This is a genomic window from Acidovorax sp. GW823-FHT02H02 (assembly GCF_058797075.1).
On sequence record NZ_JBXAJH010000009.1, the window covers coordinates 36,726 to 53,931 of the forward strand.

Sequence of the window (17,206 nt, forward strand, 5' to 3'; positions counted from 1 at the left end):
CGGGCCATGGGGCGCGCAGTGGCGGTCCGCCATGGGTTGGCGCCACAATAGCGCTTCCAACGCCATCCAACGCCGCCATGCCTACACCTTTGAGCGCCGAAATCGCCAGCACCACTGCCCGGCTGGTCGTGGAAGAAGGGCTGGAATGGGGGCCTGCCAAGCGCCGCGCCGTGCGCGAACTCGGCCTGCCGGCACGCACCGCCCTGCCCGACAATGACCAGGTGGAAGATGCCGTGCGCGAGTACATCGCCCTGTTCTGCGCCGATACCCAGCCCCATGAATTGCACGCCCTCCGCCAGCTGGCCCTGGTCTGGATGGAGCGCATGGCCGCCTTCCGGCCCCACCTGGGCGGGGCGGTATGGCATGGTACGGCCACCCGGCTGTCGGATATTTATTTGCAGTTGTTCTGTGATGACTCCAAATCCGCCGAGATCGCGTTGATAGATCACCAGGTGGACTATGAGCCACGCACCGTCACAGGCTTCCATGGCGAATCTGTCGAGGCCCTGAGCGTGGGCAGCATGTGCCCCGAATTGGGTGAAATGATCGGCGTGCATCTGTTGATCTACGATCTCGACGATTTGCGCGGGGCTTTGCGCCCTGATGCCAAGGGGCGATCGCCGCGGGGCGACATCACTGCCTTGCGGCGTCTTCTCCAAGAAAATGCTCCATGACTGCACCCATTACCGAGTTTTCTCCTGCTGTTGCGCCAGCCCATGGCAGCGTGCCCATGAGCCGGCGCCGAGCGCTGTATGCCGGCGTGGCTGCAGCCGCTGCCGCTGGTGGTGCGGGCCTGGCATGGTGGCGCCTGCAGCCCCACGCCATGCAGGCGGGCGCCGAACAGGCGTTGTGGACACAGGCATTCGATACGCCCGAGGGCGCGCGCCTGGCCATGCAGGCGTTTGCTGGCAAGCCCCTGCTGCTCAACTTCTGGGCAACCTGGTGTCCTCCTTGTGTGGACGAATTGCCCATGCTCAACACCTTTCACCGCAACAACAAGGAAAAAGGCTGGCAAGTGGTGGGATTGGCGATTGATCAGCCGTCTTCGGTGCGGAAATTCCTGACCCGTCTGCCGCTTGACTTTCCGGTGGGGTTGGCGGGGCTGGGGGGCTCGGAGCTTGGGCGCTCCCTGGGCAACCTGACAGGTGGGCTGCCTTTTACGGTGGTTTTCAGCGCGGAAGGGAGGGTGTTGCATCGTAAAATGGGGCAAGTCACCCCGCAGGATCTGCAAACATGGGTGGCCATGCGCTGAACATGGTGCGGCGCGGGGCGTGGCCGGATTGACGGTGGTCCAGCGGCAATACCCTGCTGTCAGCGGTGAAAAATGTGCGCTGAAGACTGAAATAGGCTGAAATTGGAGTAAATTCGCGCCTTATTCAGTTTTATGGCCGTTGGAGCTCCCATGGATTTGCGAAAACTCAAAACCCTGATCGACCTGGTATCCGAGTCGAATGTGTCTGAACTCGAGATTACCGAAGCCGAGGGCAAGGTCCGCATCGTCAAGAGTGGCGGCGCCGTGGTGCAGCAATATGTTCCAGCCCCCATGCCCGCGCCGGCTGCTGCTGCAGCAGCCGCTCCGGTGGCTGTGGCGGAGTTGCCCGCCCCGGTGGCTGCAGCGCCGACTGGCCATGTGGTGAAGTCTCCCATGGTTGGCACGTTCTACCGTTCGTCGAGCCCGGGCGCCAAGGCCTTCGTCGAGGTGGGCAGCCAGGTCAAGGAAGGCGAGACGGTCTGCATCATCGAGGCGATGAAGATCCTCAATGAGATCGAGGCCGACAAGTCCGGCACCGTGACCAAGATACTGGGCGAGAACGGCCAGGCCGTCGAATACGGGCAGCCCCTGTTCGTGATCGAGTAAGGCGTTCATGTTCAAGAAGATCCTTGTTGCGAATCGCGGCGTTCTTGCCGCAGGCAAGGCGAAGCAAATTGCACTGGCACGCGCCAGCGTGCAGGCGATGAGCCGCGAGACAACCCATGTTTAAAAAGATTCTGGTCGCCAATCGCGGCGAAATCGCCCTTCGGATCCAGCGTGCCTGCCAGGAGCTGGGTGTGAAGGCCGTGATGGTCTATTCCGAGGCCGATCGTGATGCCAAGTATGTGAAGCTGGCCGAAGAGGCCGTGTGCATTGGCCCGGCGCCTTCGCCGCTGTCCTATCTCAACATGCCCGCCATCATCTCGGCCGCCGAGGTGACGGATGCAGAAGCCATCCACCCCGGCTATGGTTTCCTGTCCGAGAACGCCGACTTTGCCGAGCGCGTGGAAAAGAGTGGTTTCCAGTTCATCGGCCCCACCCCTGAAAACATCCGCATGATGGGCGACAAGGTGTCGGCCAAGCAGGCGATGATTCGCGCGGGTGTGCCGTGTGTGCCGGGGTCGGACGGCGAATTGCCGGACGATCCGGTGCAGATCCGTCGCATTGCCAAGGCGGTGGGTTATCCGGTGATCATCAAGGCTGCTGGCGGTGGCGGCGGCCGCGGCATGCGCGTGGTGCACACCGAGGCGGCGCTGGTCAATGCCGTGCAGATGACCAAGGCCGAGGCGGGTGCTGCGTTTGGCAACCCGGCGGTGTACATGGAGAAGTTCCTGCAGAACCCCCGCCATATCGAGATCCAGATCCTGGCCGACAAGCACCGTAACGCGGTGTACCTGGGCGAGCGTGACTGCTCGATGCAGCGCCGCCACCAGAAGGTGATCGAAGAGGCGCCGGCGCCCGGCATTCCCCGCAAGCTGATCGAGCGGATCGGGGAGCGCTGCGTGGCCGCCTGCAAGAAGATCGGCTACCGCGGTGCGGGTACTTTCGAGTTCCTGTATGAAAACGGCGAGTTCTATTTCATCGAGATGAATACGCGCGTCCAGGTGGAGCATCCGGTGACCGAATGGATCACGGGTGTGGACATCGTGCGCACGCAGATCATGGTGGCAGCCGGTGAGAAGCTTCCCTTCACGCAGCGGCAAATTGAAATCCGTGGCCATGCCATCGAATGCCGGGTGAATGCCGAAGACCCCTACAAGTTCATCCCTTCGCCGGGGCGCATCACCATGTGGCATGCGCCGGGTGGTCCGGGGGTGCGCGTGGACTCGCACGCATATACCAATTATTTTGTGCCCCCGAACTACGATTCGATGATCGGCAAGATCATCGTGCACGGCGATACGCGTGAGCAGGCCCTGGCCCGCATGCGCACGGCGCTGTCGGAAACGGTGATCGAGGGGATCAACACCAATGTGCCGCTGCACCGCGAACTGATGGTGGATGCCAAGTTTGTGGCGGGTGGTACCAACATCCACTACCTGGAAGAGTGGCTGTCCCAGCACAAGCGGTGAAGCCACCTTGTGCATCGTTTCATGCTGGCTCCTGGCAACGGGTGCCAGCATTTCATTTTTTCTGAGAGGCATGTCCCATGTTTGAGCTGAGCCTGATGTGTCCCGAAGACCGCATTGAGGCGGTGAGCGATGCGCTGGACGCGCTGGACGCGCTGAGCGTTTCGGTGGAGGATGCAGATGCGCAGACCGATGCCGAGCAGGCCTTGTTCGGCGAGCCGGGCATGCCGCCGCCCAAGGATGGTTGGCAGCGCAGCCGGGTGGTGTCATTGTTCGCGACCGAAGCGGTTGCCCGCGAGGCGCAGCAGTTGCTGGCGGTGCAGGATTTCTTCGCGGGGTGCCAGGTGCTGGGGTTGGCACGCGTGCCGGATCAGGACTGGGTGCGGCTCACCCAGTCACAGTTTGCACCCGTGGATATCACGGCGGATTTCTGGATTGTTCCGACCTGGCACGAGCTGCCTGCGCAGGCGCTGCGCAGCATCCGGCTGGATCCGGGGCTGGCTTTTGGCACGGGCACCCATCCCACCACGCGCATGTGCCTGCGGTGGATTGCGCGCCACGGTGTCACCAGCGCCGGGGTGGGCAATCCCCTCGGGCGTGTGCTGGACTATGGCTGTGGTTCGGGCATCCTGGCCATCGGTGCGGCGAAGTTCGGTGCAACCGACATCGATGCGGTGGACATTGATCCGGCTGCCGTCGAGTCCACGGTGCAGAATGCCCAAGCCAATGGTGTGCTGGTGCATGCCGGCCTGCCGGACCAGGCACACGGGCTTTATCAGACCGTGCTGGCCAACATTCTGGCCACCCCGTTGAAGGTGCTGGCACCCTTGTTGTGCGCGCATGTGGCTCCGGGCGGACACCTCGTGCTGGCAGGTATCCTGGAGCGCCAGGCGCAGGAGCTGCAGGAGGCTTACGCTCCCTGGATCCGCCTGGAGGTTGCCGACACAGAGGATGGCTGGATTCTCATGACGGCCGCTCGCTGAAGTTGCAACCCCGCCGCAGTTTGTTGAGAAGGGCGCCGACCACCATGGATCGCAGATGAGTCAGATCACACGCTGCCCGTCCTGCGCGACGATGTTCAAGGTGGTTGCCGATCAGTTGCGCATTTCCGATGGCTGGGTGCGATGCGGCCAATGCAAGGAGGTATTTGACGCATCCGCCCATTTGCTGCTGTCCGAGCCACAGGTCTTGTTGCCGGATGTTTGCATGGCGGCAGCGCCACCCCCACCGGCACCTGCCAGGCGTGCGACCGATGATGTGCAGGTCTGGGGAGCGCATGCTGACTGGGGGCAGCCTGCAGCGACGGCGCCCGGCGTGCCGCCCGTCGGTGCACAGGATTTGCCGGAGGGTCCCGTGGCATCGGATGCCATGCTGGATGTGCCCGTGCCTGCGGTTTCTGCATTGCTTGTCGCCGATGCAGAGACTGTCTTCTCCCCTGAGATGCACCCGGCCCTGCAGCCAGGTGGCACATTGGCGTGGCGGTCGGTTGGATCGACAGGCGATACTTTCCTGGGGCCGGCGGTCGCCGACCGGGCCCCGGCCATTCCGGCGGGGGCAGGGGAGTCTCGGAAAGAAGAGACTCCTGCGATTCGGATCAACGAATGCCCGGCCGGCTACGAGCTGCCAACCGCCGAGCTGGGTGACCCGGATGTGGCCGATGGGTTGCCGGATGGCATCCCGGCGGCAGGTGCGTTGTATGCGCCTTTGGAGTTGCTGCGCAAGCCGTCTGACGAGGCGCCGTCACCGACCGGCTTTGGCGGCAAGGGCGAGAGCGAACCGGCGCAGGAAGACGAACCAGAGCGGGCGTCCAGTCAGCCATTGGAAGCGCCCTTTCCACCGGAGGTTTTGCTCAGGCCCGATAGGGGTCAAAGCGAGGCGTTGGAGGTGGCTGCTCCTGACGGCATGCCCCTAGCGCAGCAAGAGTACGACCCACCCGAGGACAGTGTGGGTGCGGAGGATGTGAGTTTCGTGCGCGCGGCCAAGCGCAAGGCCTTCTGGCGACGCCCTTTGGTGCGAGTAGTGCTGGGGACGATCGGGGTCGTGCTGTTGTGCACCCTGGCATTGCAGGTTGTGTTGCAGGAGCGGGACCGCATCGCGGCCATGGATCCCCGTGTGCGTCCCTGGCTTCAGGCACTGTGCGAACCATTTCAATGCACATTGGCTCCGCTGAAACAGATGTCGGATGTCGTGATTGACAGCTCTTCCTTCAACAAGGGGCGCGGAGACAGCTACCAGCTGACCTTCGCCATCAAAAATCGCGCCAACATCCCCTTGGCCATGCCCGCCATGGAGTTGACATTGACCGATGCACAGGACCAGCCCGTACTGCGGCGTGTGTTTTTACCGCCGGAGATGACAGCCCCTGCGGAACTTCCTGCCCTGGGCGCTTGGAACTCTTCGGTGGCGGTCATTGTGACCACTGGCGGAGCGCGCGTGGCGGGCTACCGGTTGCTGGCGTTTTATCCCTAATCTCTTGATCTACCCTCTTGCCATGGCTGTACTGATTTGCGGTTCTCTTGCGTTTGACACCATCATGACTTTTGACGGGCGGTTCGCCGAGCAGATACTGCCCGATCAGCTTCACATTCTCAATGTCTCGTTCCTTGTGCCCTCCTTGCGGCGGGATTTCGGTGGATGCGCCGGCAACATTGCTTACAGTCTGCGGCAGCTGGGGGGGGAGCCGCTGCCCATGGCCATGCTGGGCAGTGATGGGGCCGACTACCTGGTGCGATTGAAAGAGTTGGGCATCAGCACGGCGTATGTGGGTCAAACCCATGACACCTACACGGCGCAGGCCATGATCATGACGGACCGTGACAATAACCAGATCACTGCCTTTCACCCCGGGGCGATGATGCAGGCCCATGTGAATCGCATTGAACCTCGGGCCGATGTGCGCCTTGGCATTGTTGCACCCGATGGACGGGATGCCATGCTGGAACATGCGGCCCAGTTTGTGACGGCAGATATTCCGTTTGTCTTCGATCCAGGCCAAGGGCTGCCCATGTTCAGCGGAACGGAACTTTCCCGGTTCGTCGAGCAGGCCACCTGGGTTACCGTGAACGACTACGAAGGCAAGATGCTGTGCGATCGTACCGGCTGGTCTTGCGCTGACATATCACGCAAGGTGAAGGGGTTGGTCGTTACGCTGGGAGCCCAGGGTTGCGAGGTGTGGATTGATGGCGAAAAGACGGTGGTCCCTGCGGTGCAGCCTGCCCAGGTGGTGGATCCGACCGGGTGTGGAGACGCATGGAGGGGGGCGCTGCTTTTCGGATTGGAGCGTGGCTGGCCGCTGGTGCGTTGCGCGGAGTTGGGCAATCGGGTCGGAGCGCTCAAGATTGCACAGCGTGGTCCACAAAATTACCGGCTGGACTTTACGCCCGCCTGACGCCACTTCTCCATCCGGTGGAGGCGGTCACTTGGCTGGTTGCGTTGGGCTTCATCTGTACTGCCAGTGCTGCGCCTTCGCGTTGGTTCAGGGTAGAGAAATGGGCTGAACGGGCTGGCTGCCGAGATGGGTCTCCGCTCTATCGATGGCGGGGCACTATGGTTTTGGCATAAAAAAGCCCGGTGCACAGGCACCGGGCTGGGCACGCAGTGTGCCGGACTTATGGCTTCGTGCCGGTAGGGAAGGGCCAGGCTGCCTGGGGATTCAGTGTGGTTTGCGCAGCCGGCGCGGCAGCGGCGGTCTTGACGGCTTTCTTGGCTGGGGCGGCTTTCTTGGCCGGGGCTGCTGCCTTTGGGGCAGGTGCCGCAGCTTTCTTGGCAGGAGCGGCTTTCTTTGCGGGCGCAGCCTTCTTGGCAGCCACTACCTTCTTGGCGGGAGCAGCCTTCTTCGCCGGTGCAGCCTTCTTGGCAGCCACTACCTTCTTGGCGGGAGCGGCTTTCTTCGCGGGTGCAGCCTTCTTGGCAGCCACTACCTTCTTGGCGGGAGCGGCTTTCTTCGCCGGTGCAGCCTTCTTGGCGGCCACTACCTTCTTGGCGGGAGCAGCTTTCTTCGCCGGTGCAGCCTTCTTGGCGGCCACTACCTTCTTGGCGGGAGCAGCTTTCTTCGCGGGTGCAGCCTTCTTGGCGGCCACTACCTTCTTGGCGGGTGCAGCTTTCTTCGCGGGTGCAGCCTTCTTGGCGGCCACTACCTTCTTGGCGGGAGCAGCTTTCTTCGCGGGTGCAGCCTTCTTGGCGGCCGGTTTTTTCGCAGTTGCCATCATGTTCTCCTTGGGTCAATTTGCAAAGAGCACTTCCTGTCTGCAGTGGACAGAAAGCGATCCATGGAGATGGGGCAGAACCCCATCCCCATGAACACGGGAACGCCCCGCACGGCGCCGCTTTGCAGCGCTGTGTGTATTGGGCGTGGTGTAAGGATCCATGGTGGTGTGATGCAAAAAGGCGCTAGTCCCAGGACAGCGCACCACCGGACTGGTATTCAATAACCCGGGTCTCGAAGAAGTTGCGTTCCTTCTTCAAGTCGATCATCTCGCTCATCCACGGGAACGGGTTCTCTTCGTTGGGGAAGAGCGTTTCGAGCCCGATCTGCGTGGCACGGCGGTTGGCGATGTAGCGCAGGTAGCCCTTGAACATGGAGGCGTTCATGCCCAGCACGCCGCGGGGCATGGTGTCTTCGGCATAGCGGTATTCCAGCTCGACCGCCTTGAGGAACAGCGCCTTGATCTCGGCCTTGAACTCCGCGGTCCACAGGTGGGGGTTTTCCAGCTTGAGCTGGTTGATCAGGTCGATGCCGAAGTTGCAGTGCATCGACTCGTCGCGCAGGATGTACTGGTACTGCTCGGCGGCACCGGTCATCTTGTTCTGGCGGCCCAGCGCCAGGATCTGGGTGAAACCGACGTAGAAGAACAGGCCTTCCATCAGGCACGCGAAAACGATCAGCGACTTGAGCAGGGTCTGATCGGTTTCGGGTGTGCCGGTATGAAAGTTGGGGTCCATGATCGCCTCGATGAAGGGGATCAGGAATTCGTCCTTGTCGCGGATCGACTGAACTTCGTTGTAGGCGTTGAAGATCTCGCTCTCGTCCAGGCCCAGCGATTCCACGATGTACTGGTAGGCGTGGGTGTGGATGGCTTCTTCAAATGCCTGGCGCAGCAGGAACTGTCGGCACTCGGGTGCCGTGATGTGCCGGTAGGTGCCCAGCACGATGTTGTTGGCGGCCAGCGAGTCGGCGGTCACGAAGAAGCCGAGGTTGCGCTTGATGATGCGGCGCTCGTCATCGGTCAGGCCGTTCGGGTCCTTCCACAACGCGATGTCGCGCGTCATGTTCACCTCTTGGGGCATCCAGTGGTTGGCGCAGGTGGCCAGGTACTTTTCCCAGGCCCACTTGTATTTGAACGGCACCAGCTGGTTGACGTCGGTCTGGCCGTTGATGATGCGCTTGTCTGCGGCGTTCACGCGGCGGTGTACGGTCGCAGCGGTGGGCGCATTGCCACCACCGATGGCGGTGGTGGCAGTACCTGCGGTTTGCAGTGATGGGGTCTGGAAAGACAGAGGCGGTTGTCCCGCCAGGCGGTTGCTGTTCAGACCGCCGTCCAGTTGATTTTGCGATGAGGGCTTGACTTCTTCGTCCCAGGTCAACATAGATTTTCCAGTGTTCGGATTATGAAAGCAGTGCTGCGAAAAGAAAAGCACTGAAGCGTTGCGCAGCAAGGTTTTGTTGCTTCACAGCACATGAGCAATGCCTCGGATGGGTCCGAGGCATTGCAGGCGAAGTCTTTACTGGCAGGCTTCGCAACCGGGATCGTCGATGGCGCAGAACTTCACGTCCGTGGCAGGCACTGCTGCGGCTTGCTGAGAGGCCGCAGCGGCTGCGGCTTCCAGCGGGCTTGGCTTGGCTTGCGTGGCGGCCGAAGCTGCCGATGCGCCGCTGTCGCTGCCCGACGAAACTGCGTTGAGCTGGCGTGTGTTCACGGTGCTCATCTCGACGTGCGTTGCGCTTTGCGTGCGCAGGTAGTACGTGGTCTTGAGGCCGCGCACCCATGCCAGCTTGTAGGTGTCGTCGAGCTTCTTGCCCGATGCGCCCGCCATGTAGATGTTCAGGCTCTGCGCCTGATCGATCCATTTCTGGCGGCGTGATGCGGCTTCCACCAGCCACTGGGGCTCGACTTCGAACGCGGTGGAGTACAGCGCCTTGATGTCCTGCGGCACGCGGTCGATGGGGTGCAGCGAGCCCTTGAAGTGCTTGAGGTCCATGATCATCACGTCGTCCCACAGACCCAGGCGCTTCAAGTCGCGCACCAGGCCGCCGTTGATGACCGTGAACTCGCCCGACAGGTTGGACTTGACCGACAGGTTGCCGAAGGAGGGCTCGATCGACGCGTCCACGCCGATGATGTTGGAGATCGTGGCCGTGGGGGCGATGGCGACGCAGTTGGAGTTGCGCATGCCGTCCTGTGCAATCTTCTTGCGCAGGGCATCCCAGTCCAGCGTGGACGAGCGGTCCACTTCCACATAGCCGCCACGGGCCTGCGACAGCATGTCCAGCGTGTCGAACGGCAGGATGCCGCGATCCCACAGCGAGCCCTTGTAGCTCGAATACTTGCCGCGCTCCCTGGCCAGCTCGGTGGACGCCCAGTAGGCGTAGTAGCAGATGGCTTCCATCGACTGGTCGGCGAATTCCACGGCTTCCTGCGAGGCGTAGGGGATGCGCAGTTCGTACAGGCTGTCCTGGAAGGCCATCACACCCAGGCCGACCGGACGGTGGCGCAGGTTGGAGTCGCGGGCCTTCTTGACCGCGTAGTAGTTGATGTCGATGACGTTGTCGAGCATGCGCATGGCGACCGTGATGGTCTTCTTGAGCTTGTCGTGGTCGATCTGGCCGTTCTTCAGGTGTTGCAGCAGGTTCACCGAGCCCAGGTTGCACACGGCGGTTTCGGTGTCGCTGGTGTTGAGCGTGATCTCGGTGCACAGGTTGGACGAGTGCACCACGCCAGCGTGCTGCTGGGGCGAGCGCACGTTGCAGGCATCCTTGAACGTGATCCAGGGGTGGCCGGTCTCGAACAGCATGGTCAGGATCTTGCGCCACAGATCGGTGGCCTGTACCGTCTTGGCGGGTTTGATCTCGCCGCGTGCAGCCTTTTCTTCATAGGCCACGTAGGCTTTTTCAAACGCGGCACCAAACAGGTCGTGCAGGTCGGGCACGTTGGAGGGCGAGAACAGCGTCCAGGTGCCCTTTTCCATCACGCGGCGCATGAACAGGTCGGGAATCCAGTTGGCCGTGTTCATGTCGTGCGTGCGGCGGCGGTCGTCGCCGGTGTTCTTGCGCAGCTCCAGGAACTCCTCGATGTCCAAGTGCCAGGTTTCCAGGTAGGTGCAGACGGCGCCCTTGCGCTTGCCGCCCTGGTTCACCGCCACGGCGGTGTCGTTGACCACCTTGAGGAAGGGCACCACGCCCTGCGATTCGCCGTTGGTGCCCTTGATGTGGCTGCCCAGGGCGCGCACGCGGGTCCAGTCATTGCCCAGGCCGCCGGCAAACTTGGACAGCAGCGCGTTTTCCTTGATCGACTCGTAGATGCCATCGAGGTCGTCGGGCACCGTGGTCAGGTAGCACGATGACAGCTGCGAGCGCAGCGTGCCGCTGTTGAACAGCGTGGGCGTGCTGGACATGAAGTCGAAGCTGGAGAGGATTTCGTAGAACTCGATGGCGCGGGCTTCGCGATCGATCTCGTTCAGCGCCAGGCCCATGGCCACGCGCATGAAGAAGGCCTGGGGCAGTTCGATGCGGGATTTTTTGACATGCAGGAAATAGCGGTCATACAGGGTCTGCAGGCCGAGGTAATCGAACTTCAGGTCGCGCTCGGCCTTGAGCGCGGCGCCCAGACGCTGCAGGTCGTACTGCAGCAGGCGTTCATCGAGCAGGTCGTTTTCCACCCCCTTCTTGATGAACTGGGGGAAATAGTCCACGTAGCTCTGCGCCATTTCGCTCTGGGCCACTTCTTTGCCCAGGACTTCCCGCACGATGGTGTGCAGCAACAGGCGCGCCGTGGCGTAGGTGTAGTCCGGGTCTTTTTCGATGAGCGTGCGGGCGGCAAGGATGGATGCCTTGTAGACCTCTTCCATAGGCACGCCGTCATACAGGTTGCGCATGGTTTCCGCCACGATGGGCTGGGCCGACACATCTGCGCCGAGGCCGACGCAGGCGGATTCGATCAGGGACTGAAGGCGGGCCAGGTCCAGAACGACGCGTTCGCCGTTGTCCAGCACATGCAACTGGGGTGCCGTTGGCGTCTGCTCTTCGCTTTGCCGGGCACGCTCCTGGGTGCGGCGTTCACGATAGAGCACATAGGCCCGTGCAATTTCATGGTGGCCACTGCGCATGAGGCCCAGTTCCACCTGGTCCTGCACGTCTTCGATGTGGAAGGTTCCGCCGCCAGGACGCGAGCGCATCAGCGCGCGGGTCACATTCTGGGTCAGCGTATCCACCACTTCGCGCACGCTGGCCGATGCGGCGCCCTGCGTGCCATGCACCGCCAGAAAGGCTTTCATCATGGCGACGGCGATCTTTTGCGGCTCGAACGGGACGACCGCGCCGTTGCGCCGGATGATCTGGTAATGCGTCAGCACGTTGGCGGATGCGCCGCTGTGTGCTGGCTGCGCTTGCGGGGTGGCTGCGAGGGCGGCGACGGGGGTGTTCAAAGCAGCTTGCATGGGGTTCCTCTTCTGTGGGCTGTCTGGGATGGGCTGACGGGCTGGAAACGCTGCCGCGGTGCCCGGATGGGGCGCGGCGTTCAATCTTTTGCACACTAGCTATGGTGTGTCGATAGTGTTCAAGACACTACCGGTAGTGTACAACCGGGAAAACCCTTCTCGCCTGAAACCATCCGTGGCGCGGTTGTTCGGCAGGGTGTTGGCAAGCACGGAGAGCCGCGTATCGCCGGCATCTCATGACCCGGATCAAGCAATGTCGGGCCGTACAGGCGGTTTTTCGGTAGCAGCCCGCATGGGCATTGCGTCCGATATTTTTTTCAATTTGTCGTGAACGCGTTGCAAGGAGTGATGCTTGCTCGCGACAGCCGCATCATGGGCCGGGGGGCGGTGCGTTGCGGGTGCCGATCGGAAACCGGGCGAGAGGCCACCCAAGCAGGTTCTGCAGCCGTGACCAGTCAAATCCGGGTCCTGGATCCTGTTTGCGTCCTGGCGCGATGTGTTCGTGTCCCGCCACATGGGCAATGGGGTAGCGCTCCTGGATGTCGGCGCACAGACGGGCCAGCACCTCGTATTGCGCCGGTTCAAAGGTCTGTCCTTCCAGTCCCTCCAGCTCGATGCCGATGGAGTCGTCGTTGCATTGGGCGCGTCCACGGTAACTGGATTGGCCGGCATGCCAGGCGCGCTGGTCGCAGTCCACAAATTGCCAGAGGGTGCCGTCGCGCGCTATGAAAAAGTGCGAAGACACCTGCAGCCCCCGGATGCTTTGGAAGTAGGGGTGGGCGTCCCAGTCCAGTGTGTTGGCAAACAGCCGTTGCACTGCCCCGTTGCCATAGTGTCCCGGCGGAAGGCTGATGGAGTGGACCACGATCAGGTCCACGGCGCCGCCGCCGGGGCGCGGGCCAAAATTGGGCGACGGCTGCCGCAGGGCGTCCCGATGCCAGCCTGCGTTCCACAAGTCCGGGGCGGGTGGCCCGTCAGGCAAGGTCGTCATGCACGTCGTTGTCGTTCGGCGCGGCGATGTTCAAGCGGGCGATGCGGTAGCGAATCTGGCGCAGGCTGATGCCCAGGCGCGCCGCCGTGGCGGTCCGGTTGAAGTTGGCCTCACGCAGCGCGCGCACCAGGATCTCGCGTTCCTGCTGGTCCAGCCAGGCCTGAAGATCACTGGGCAGCGTGGCACAGGGGGCCGGCCCGCCCGTTGCCGGCGTGCCAGGCGGTATGGGAGCGACGGGCGTTGGCGGGGCGGGGCGCGGGGGGCGGTTGCCAAAGGCATCGGCCGTGGAGGGGGCGCACTCCACATGCAGTTCTTCCTCGTCACTCAGTGCCACCGCCCGGTGCAGCAGGTTCTCCAGCTCGCGCACGTTGCCGGACAGGGGGTAGCTGGCAATGGTGCTCAGCGCATGCTCGGTGAGCGCTGGTGGCTTGATTCCCGATTCGTGCGCAATGCGGGCCAGCAAGGCGGCGCACAAGGCAGGCAGGTCCTCCCGACGCTCGCGCAGCGGCGGAATGACGATCTCGATCACGTTCAGGCGGTAATACAGGTCCTGGCGGAACCGGCCCGACAGCACATCGGCAGCCAGGTCCCGGTGGGTGGCGCTCACGATGCGCACGTCCACGGTTTCCTCCTGGGTGGAGCCCAGCGGCCGCACGCTGCGCTCCTGGATGGCGCGCAGCAACTTGGATTGCATGGCCAGCGGCAGGTCGCCGATTTCGTCCAGAAACAGCGTGCCCCCGCGTGCGGCCTGAAAGTAGCCGTCGCGATCCTGGCTGGCGCCGGTGTAAGAGCCTTTGCGGGCACCGAAAAATTCGGCTTCGAGCAGGTTTTCGGGGATGGCGCCGCAATTGACGGCGATGAGAGGGCCTTCAGCGCGCTGGCTGCTGGCGTGCAGCGCCTGGGCCACGAGTTCCTTGCCCGTGCCCGACTCGCCGTGGATCAGCACCGGGGCCATGCTGCGGGCAACCTTGGCGATGCGCTGCTTGACGTTGCGAATGGCCGGCGATTCGCCCACGATGCGGTCCATCGCACCCCCGGTGCCGAAGGGTTCGGCCGTGCTGCCCGTGCGTCCGGCATTGCGGCTGGAACGTGGCGCGGGGACGCCCCCCGTTCCCTGCACGGCCGAAGCCACCACCGAGCGGAACTGTTTCAGGTCTACCGGCTTCGTCAGGTAATCGAACGCGCCCGAACGCAGGGCTTCCACCGCATTTTCCGCGGATCCGTAAGCCGTCATGACCACGCAGCGCTCCCGGCGCTGCTGGTCGCGCAGGTCCCGCAGCAGCTCCATGCCAAAGCCGTCGGGCAGGCGCATGTCGGTGATGACGGCGTCAAACCGCAGGTCTTTGAGTTGCTGGCGCGCCTCCTGCATGCTGGAGGCGGTTTCCACCCGGTAGCCTTCGCGCAGCAGCGTGAGTTCGTACAGGGTGCGCAGATCGGGCTCGTCATCGACGACGAGGATGGAGGCAGCTGGGGCGTTCATGGATTCAGGGGCGTTTCAGACCACGATGGTGTCAAACAGGGTTGCATTCTCTGCAGGGCGCGTGTTGCGGCGGAAACCCACGGTGAAGGCATTGCCACCGGTCTCGCCGCGCTTTGTGGTGCGCGCCAGGCGCTGGTAGCGAATGGATGCGCTGTGGCGCTGGCACAGCTCCCGGCAGATATACAGGCCCAGCCCGCTTGATCGGCTTTCAGAGGAAAAGAAGGGCTCGAACAGGTGGCGCTCCACCGATTTGTCCATGGGCGCACCATCGCTCCATACCTGCAGGCTGACGGCCCCCGAGGGGCTGACGCGCGTGGTGACGACCAGCGAATCGTCGTGCTGGCCCTTGTAGCGCAGGGCATTGTCCAGCAGGTTGAACAGTACACGCCGCAGGTGCTCCGTATCAAACTCGATCTGGGCCCCATGGGCCCTCAGTGAAATGGTGGCGCTGCGCTGCGCCGGGTCCTGGCGTTGCCAGTCGGTACAGATTTGGGCCACGGCGTCGTCCAGCATCAGTGTGGAGGCGGGCGCATGGCTGATCTGGTGCTGCACGCGGGCGATGTCCAGCACCTCTTCGGCGATGCGCGCCAGGCGCTCTGCATTCTGCCGCACCATCTGGGCCAGCCGCTGGTGGCCCGCGTCGCTGAGGTCCTCCTCCAGCAAGGCATTGGCCTGAACGATGGCCGCCAGCGGGTTGCGTATTTCGTGTGCCACGGCGGCAGACATGCGGCCCATGGCGGCCAGCTTTTCCGTGCGCAAGCGCGCTTCCAGCTCGCGCAGATCGTGCAGGAACATCACGCACAGGCGCTCTTCGGGCTCTGGCAGTGATTCACCGCGCGAGGTGGTGAGCCAGGTGCGCACATGCAGTCCGGTCGGGCTCTGCCCGGGGTGCAGCAGGTCCGCGTCGGCCGTGACGGGCTGACCCCGGCGGAATGTGCGCTGCGCCAGCGACACCAGCGGCTCCCAGGCGGGGCTATTGTTCAGGGCAAAAGGAGGTTTCAGGGCACCGGGGCCACCCAGCAACAGCAATGCAGCAGGGTTGGCAATGCGCACCATATCCTGGTTGTCCAGCACCAGGACCCCGTCGGTGAGGTGCTCGATCACCAGCGCGTTCACCTGCGACTGCACTTGTGCTGCCCTCTGGCTTTGCAGTGCCAGCTGCTGTTCGCGCGCCAGTCGCACGGACAACTGGTGCACCAGGTAGGAGATGATGAAAAAGCCGGTGCCTGTGAGGGCGCTCTGGAGGTAGCGGGCTGCGTCATCCCCGCCGCTGTGCAGGCCCTGCCACCAGGCCCAGGCCAGCAGCAGCAAGGTGACGCCCGCCGTCGTGCCGAGGGCCAGGGTCAGCGTGCCCAGCACCGCCGCCATCAGGATGGGCAGGCCGAACAGGGGGGTGTAATTCATGGTGCCGGCCTGCAGCAACTGCAGGGCGCACACTGCCGCCAGGTCCACTCCGATGAACGGGAGCCATCGGGCTCCCGCCGTGGGCGGTGGTGGGGCGCGGCCCGCCAGCGTGCGCTCGGCCAGGGTCGCGGCCAGGTAGGCCAGGCACACCGCCAGCACTGCCGGCTCCACCGCCAGGTTCATGAACTGGCCCAGGCCCTGCAAAAAAAGCAGTGCCATCGCCACCATCACGCGGCCTGTCAGGAACCCACGCCACAGGCGCACAAAAGGCGCATCAGCCGCTGAAGGGGCAAGGCCTGGCAGGAGATGGGGCATGGTGTCAGGCGCTGTGCTGGCGTCTGTGCTCGGCGCTGCAGTAGGCGTGATTGCCCAGCATCAGCGCCTCGGCGCGCGGCACATGTACGCCGCAGTGCTCGCAGGCCACCATGTCCTGCGGCAGAAGGGGAGCCCGGGGCTCTGCCCTGGCGGCGCCGGAGATGGTGGGCCGGCGGCTGCGCCAGATGCCCACGGCCACCGCCAGAACAATCAGCAAGACGAGGTATTTCATGTGCTTCGACCCAATACCACCTCCATCACGAAGCGCGAACCCACATACGCCAGCAGCAACAGCCCGGCACCCGCATAAAGCATGCGCACGGCATTGCGTCCACGCCAGCCAAAGCGCGAGCGGCCCAGCAGCAGGGCGGCAAAGGTGATCCAGGACAGGAGCGAGAAAACCGCCTTGTGGTCCCAACGCCCGGCGTGCCCGTAAAGCACTTCCCCAAACAGCCAGCCGGCCAGCAGGGTGGCCGACAAGAGGACAAAGCCGGCAGTCACGAAGCGGAAGGTCAGCCGCTCCAGCGTGAGCAGCGGGATGCCGTTCTGTGGGTCTTCGGCCTGGCGAATCTGGCGTTCGGCACGCGTCATCAGCCAGGCGTGCACTACCGCTGCGGCAAAAAGCCCATAGCAGGCAATGCCCAGTGCGAGGTGCAGCGGCAGCCAGGCGGAAGCGGTCACATGCAGAGGCTGGCCAGGAAACAGCAAGGTCAGCAGGACTGCCACCGCGCCCAGCACCGCCAGCATCCAGCGCGCCCGCAATTGTGGAAAAAGCTGGCGTTCGACGGCATACACGGTGAGCACGAGCCATGCGGTCATCGACAGCGCGGGTGCAAAGCCGAAGCGGGGGGCGTCGCCCCACAGGCCCCACACCAGCACGGCGGCGTGCAGCACCCACGCCAGCAGCAGCGCATTGCGCGCGGCGGTGGCGCTCAGGCGCGAGGACGCAGCCGCCGGTACGGCATACGCGGCAGCGGCCGCCAGGGCCAATAGCCAGCTGACAGGGGAAGCACTGGGTAAAATCATGGGCACAGTTTAGCCTT

The 17,206-nt window shown here is 63.5% G+C and carries 15 protein-coding genes; 7 read left to right on the forward strand and 8 right to left on the reverse strand.

The window, feature by feature from the left end; all coding sequences use genetic code 11:
* The first annotated feature begins 77 nt into the window (after positions 1-77).
* The 7 genes from AC1RDS_RS11210 to AC1RDS_RS11240 all read left to right on the forward strand — a co-directional run bounded on the left by AC1RDS_RS11210 (position 78) and on the right by AC1RDS_RS11240 (position 6,709).
* A complete protein-coding gene (locus tag AC1RDS_RS11210; protein ID WP_287878650.1) occupies positions 78-674 on the forward strand; it encodes a hypothetical protein in 597 nt (198 codons plus the stop codon).
* The gene (locus AC1RDS_RS11215; RefSeq protein ID WP_287878647.1) at positions 671-1,252 is read left to right on the forward strand and encodes a TlpA family protein disulfide reductase; all 582 of its coding nucleotides are present in this window, start codon (positions 671-673) and stop codon (positions 1,250-1,252) included. Before AC1RDS_RS11210 ends, AC1RDS_RS11215 begins: the two co-directional genes overlap by 4 nt.
* 150 nt (positions 1,253-1,402) lie before the next feature.
* Positions 1,403-1,858 (forward strand): acetyl-CoA carboxylase biotin carboxyl carrier protein, encoded by a 456-nt coding sequence (gene accB, locus AC1RDS_RS11220; RefSeq protein WP_092696950.1) that lies wholly within the window; start codon positions 1,403-1,405, stop codon positions 1,856-1,858.
* A 116-nt stretch (positions 1,859-1,974) separates the two neighbouring features.
* Positions 1,975-3,324, forward strand: a complete 1,350-nt coding sequence (gene accC, locus AC1RDS_RS11225; protein WP_287878644.1) for an acetyl-CoA carboxylase biotin carboxylase subunit — start codon at positions 1,975-1,977, stop codon at positions 3,322-3,324.
* Positions 3,325-3,401: 77 nt separating this feature from the next.
* The gene (gene prmA, locus AC1RDS_RS11230) at positions 3,402-4,304 is read left to right on the forward strand and encodes a 50S ribosomal protein L11 methyltransferase (RefSeq protein ID WP_287878642.1); all 903 of its coding nucleotides are present in this window, start codon (positions 3,402-3,404) and stop codon (positions 4,302-4,304) included.
* Between the two features lie 55 nt (positions 4,305-4,359).
* On the forward strand, positions 4,360-5,790 hold the full coding sequence (locus tag AC1RDS_RS11235) for a zinc-ribbon and DUF3426 domain-containing protein (protein WP_287878640.1): 1,431 nt from the start codon (positions 4,360-4,362) through the stop codon (positions 5,788-5,790).
* 22 nt (positions 5,791-5,812) lie between these two features.
* Entirely contained in the window at positions 5,813-6,709 is an 897-nt protein-coding gene (locus tag AC1RDS_RS11240) for a carbohydrate kinase family protein (protein WP_287878637.1), read from the forward strand.
* A gap of 220 nt (positions 6,710-6,929) precedes the next feature.
* Here AC1RDS_RS11240 and AC1RDS_RS11245 read toward each other — a convergent pair whose 3' ends face one another.
* The 8 genes from AC1RDS_RS11245 to AC1RDS_RS11280 form a co-directional block, all read right to left on the reverse strand.
* Positions 6,930-7,526, reverse strand: coding sequence for a histone (locus AC1RDS_RS11245; RefSeq protein WP_492227000.1), 597 nt, complete (start codon positions 7,524-7,526; stop codon positions 6,930-6,932).
* 184 nt (positions 7,527-7,710) lie between these two features.
* Positions 7,711-8,907: a ribonucleotide-diphosphate reductase subunit beta gene (locus AC1RDS_RS11250; RefSeq protein ID WP_287878634.1), complete on the reverse strand. Its 1,197-nt coding sequence runs from the start codon at positions 8,905-8,907 to the stop codon at positions 7,711-7,713.
* A 135-nt stretch (positions 8,908-9,042) separates the two neighbouring features.
* Positions 9,043-11,973: a ribonucleoside-diphosphate reductase subunit alpha gene (locus tag AC1RDS_RS11255; RefSeq protein WP_492227001.1), complete on the reverse strand. Its 2,931-nt coding sequence runs from the start codon at positions 11,971-11,973 to the stop codon at positions 9,043-9,045.
* 370 nt (positions 11,974-12,343) lie between these two features.
* Positions 12,344-12,964, reverse strand: a complete 621-nt coding sequence (ampD, locus tag AC1RDS_RS11260) for a 1,6-anhydro-N-acetylmuramyl-L-alanine amidase AmpD (protein WP_492227002.1) — start codon at positions 12,962-12,964, stop codon at positions 12,344-12,346.
* Complete coding sequence (locus tag AC1RDS_RS11265; protein WP_492227003.1) at positions 12,948-14,444, reverse strand: sigma-54-dependent transcriptional regulator; 1,497 nt, start codon at positions 14,442-14,444, stop codon at positions 12,948-12,950. The genes ampD and AC1RDS_RS11265 overlap by 17 nt, the downstream gene beginning before the upstream one ends.
* Positions 14,445-14,459: 15 nt before the next feature.
* The gene (locus tag AC1RDS_RS11270) at positions 14,460-16,163 is read right to left on the reverse strand and encodes an ATP-binding protein (RefSeq protein WP_492227004.1); all 1,704 of its coding nucleotides are present in this window, start codon (positions 16,161-16,163) and stop codon (positions 14,460-14,462) included.
* 4 nt (positions 16,164-16,167) lie between these two features.
* Positions 16,168-16,395 carry a PP0621 family protein gene (locus AC1RDS_RS11275; RefSeq protein ID WP_492227005.1) on the reverse strand — a complete coding sequence of 76 codons (228 nt, stop codon included), beginning with the start codon at positions 16,393-16,395 and terminating at the stop codon, positions 16,168-16,170.
* Positions 16,392-17,189, reverse strand: coding sequence for a cytochrome C assembly family protein (locus AC1RDS_RS11280; RefSeq protein ID WP_422205730.1), 798 nt, complete (start codon positions 17,187-17,189; stop codon positions 16,392-16,394). The genes AC1RDS_RS11275 and AC1RDS_RS11280 overlap by 4 nt, the downstream gene beginning before the upstream one ends.
* Between the last annotated feature and the right edge of the window lie 17 nt (positions 17,190-17,206).